Here is a 2,651-nt window from a genome sequence, read left to right as displayed (position 1 = left end):
TTTCTTCTGAAGAGTCATGTGAAGGTAAAGAAGTAAAAACTGCGCAGTTTATTCAAGATAACTACGATCAAGTTATTGAAGAAACGTCGCAAGGTTCTGGTCTGCACCTGACTGCAATGTTGAACATGCTTGATGTGGAAGAAAGCCAGCAACCACAGGTTATTCATGCCGTTCGTACTGAAATGGCTGATCAAATTGTAGCTAAGCAATCGAACCCAGAAGCGTACTACAACGTCGTTATGGCTAGCCTGTAATTAACGTAAAAAGTTAGCGTCTAATAAAAAGGTTACTTAGGTAGCCTTTTTTGTTTGAATCTATCTAATGTTTCCGTCACCAACCAAGACGTTGAGCATGTATTTGAGGCGATGAGATTGCAGACTCGTGGTGTGAAGTCGTCTTTGCATTGCAGATTGGTGACTTGTAACAGTGCTTCATTCTGGAAGTTGGGTGAATACTTTTGAGTTAACCCTATTTACCGAGGTTATGTCTCTTGTAAAAAATGTCGACATGAATCACATTGTTGTGCTTTGCAATTGATACCAATGTTAAAGAAGTGAGAAATCGATTACAGTTTTATAAATATTTTTTTAACGTGGTCGTATCGTGAAAACGCTTTCTAAGCGATTGTATAAGCTAATTAAAATAACAAAGTTTAAGCACAAAAAAGATAAGGTTTATCCCTTTCCTAACAGCCCGATGCGTAAAAATCAGAAGGTTGTCACCACTCTTTCACCTTTATCTTTATTCCTTAAAAAAAGTAATGTTTCTTGTTCGTGCTTTTCATCCTCCTCTGTCGTTGCTTTGGCTTGGGGAAACCGTGTTTCACCTGAGTTTAGAAGTAAAGTGAGCGATATTTCTCAAGAGCTCAATATTGATCCAGATTACTTGATGGCATGCATGGCGTTTGAAACGGCAGAGACATTTAGCCCGAGTATCAAAAATGGTTCTGGCAGTGGTGCGATAGGGTTGATTCAGTTTATGCCCTCAACGGCTCAAATACTGGGGACTTGCACCGCAGCGCTGGCCCAGATGAGTGCGCTCAGACAGCTTGATTATGTGCAAGCCTACCTCTTACCTTTTCGCGGCCAAATGGCGTCTCTTGAGGATGTATACATGGCGATTCTCTTCCCAGAGGCAATCGGCAAGCCGCATTCGTACGTGCTGTTTAGGCAAGGGTCTATTGCGTATCGACAAAACGCGGGCTTTGATCGCCATAACACGGGCAAGATCACGTTAGGTGATGTGTCCTACAGGGTAAGGCGCAAGCTAGAGAAGGGCAGGCACCACAAGTGTTGCGGTTAAGGCTTATTGGGCGGAGGATCAGAAGGTTGCTCCGCCGTCCACTCTTAAATCATGCATGGTGATATGACCTGATTTATCACCGAGTAAAAATTCAATCGCATTGGTGATGTCTTTTGTCTCGGCAATCTTGTTCAATGGAATACCCAAACGATGAGATGCTAAGTTGCCTTGAATCGTCTCTCGCTCGCCATACGTTTCATTCCACATTTGCTCTTGCATGGGGGTTCGGGTTGAACCAGGGCTGACGATATTGCAGCGAATACCATGCTCAGCGAGCTCCAATCCTAAACATTGTATCCACATGTGCAGGCCTGCTTTGGCTGCGCAGTATGCGGACATGTTCACACGTGGTGTGTCTGCTGCGTTCGATCCGACAGCCACAATGGCACCCCGTTTGCCGTGTTTAACTAACAGTTTGGCCAGGTGTTGGGTGAGCAGCATAGTGCCCTTTAAATTGATGTCCAAGGTTTTGCTTAGCGATGCTAATGATAAATCCAACACCGCTCCAAGCTGCAAAATACCAGCACAAGTAATGACGTAATCAGGGATGAGTTTGTCATGTTCTAGGCTGTGACAGGCGGTTTGAATCGCACTTGAATCCGATAAATCAAAAGGGACAAGTAAGGTTTGCGATCGCAGTTGATCAGTGAGCGATAGTTGGAGGCTGTCGAGTGCCGAGTGAGTAACATCACAAGCAATGACTCTTGCTCCCTGCGCCAATAGGCTTTTGGTACATGCTAAGCCAATTCCTTGTCCCGCACCGGTCACTAAACACAGCTTACCGCTGAAGTCTGAACAGTTTTTAATCATCCTTTTCCCTAATTGCAACTAATGGCATACCAATCTTGGCGGATGATAATGATTTTTATTTTTGTTGTCGCGTTATTAACACCAAGATTGAGAAATTGGTGATTTGATTCACATAATCTATGCTTGGTTTTGTTTTTATAAATATTTTATCTCTTTTTTATTGGGCGATTTTTCGTCTTTATTTTTCTAAGTTATGGTAATTATTAACTTTTTTGTATATTGCTGCTTTGTCTGTAATTTACAGGATTGTTTATAATGCGAGTGATAATTGTTATCATAAAGTGTTTGAACTATTGATTTTGTATGTGTAGTCTCACTCGAAAAATGAGAATGAAACTCATTTGGAACGCTATGTTTAATAAAGCTTGAGAGATGATTATGCTTCGTAACTCAATGGGAAGTAGCACTATGCTCACCGAGTTTCTTAACGCTCACACGGATGATGCTTCGTTCTTTTTTAGCTCACCGACGGTGACTTTACTTACCCAAGGCATTGCCGCGGAATTTTCCCAACAGGTAAAATTTTGCGAGTTAGATAC

General features: G+C 42.3%; 3 protein-coding genes and 1 pseudogene. 3 read left to right on the top strand and 1 reads right to left on the bottom strand.

Annotated features, from left to right (window positions below; genetic code table 11):
• The coding region (locus AND4_RS18655; RefSeq protein ID WP_009844544.1) for a DUF3015 family protein at positions 1–254 on the top strand (254 nt) is incomplete at its 5' end.
• A gap of 346 nt (positions 255–600) precedes the next feature.
• Positions 601–1,302, top strand: coding sequence for a transglycosylase SLT domain-containing protein (locus AND4_RS18650; RefSeq protein WP_144017071.1), 702 nt, complete (start codon positions 601–603; stop codon positions 1,300–1,302).
• A gap of 18 nt (positions 1,303–1,320) precedes the next feature.
• Here AND4_RS18650 and AND4_RS18645 read toward each other — a convergent pair whose 3' ends face one another.
• The gene (locus AND4_RS18645) at positions 1,321–2,112 is read right to left on the bottom strand and encodes a 2,3-dihydro-2,3-dihydroxybenzoate dehydrogenase (RefSeq protein WP_009844542.1); all 792 of its coding nucleotides are present in this window, start codon (positions 2,110–2,112) and stop codon (positions 1,321–1,323) included.
• 372 nt (positions 2,113–2,484) lie between these two features.
• On the opposite strand from AND4_RS18645, the pseudogene AND4_RS20595 reads away from it, so the two are divergent.
• Positions 2,485–2,651: pseudogene (locus tag AND4_RS20595) on the top strand (isochorismate synthase); the annotation flags it as partial.

Origin of the sequence: Vibrio sp. AND4, from assembly GCF_000171815.1 — a bacterium.
Taxonomy (GTDB): domain Bacteria; phylum Pseudomonadota; class Gammaproteobacteria; order Enterobacterales; family Vibrionaceae; genus Vibrio.
The sequence above is the reverse complement of the archived record's forward strand: the minus strand, read 5'-3'. Positions and strand labels throughout refer to the sequence as shown.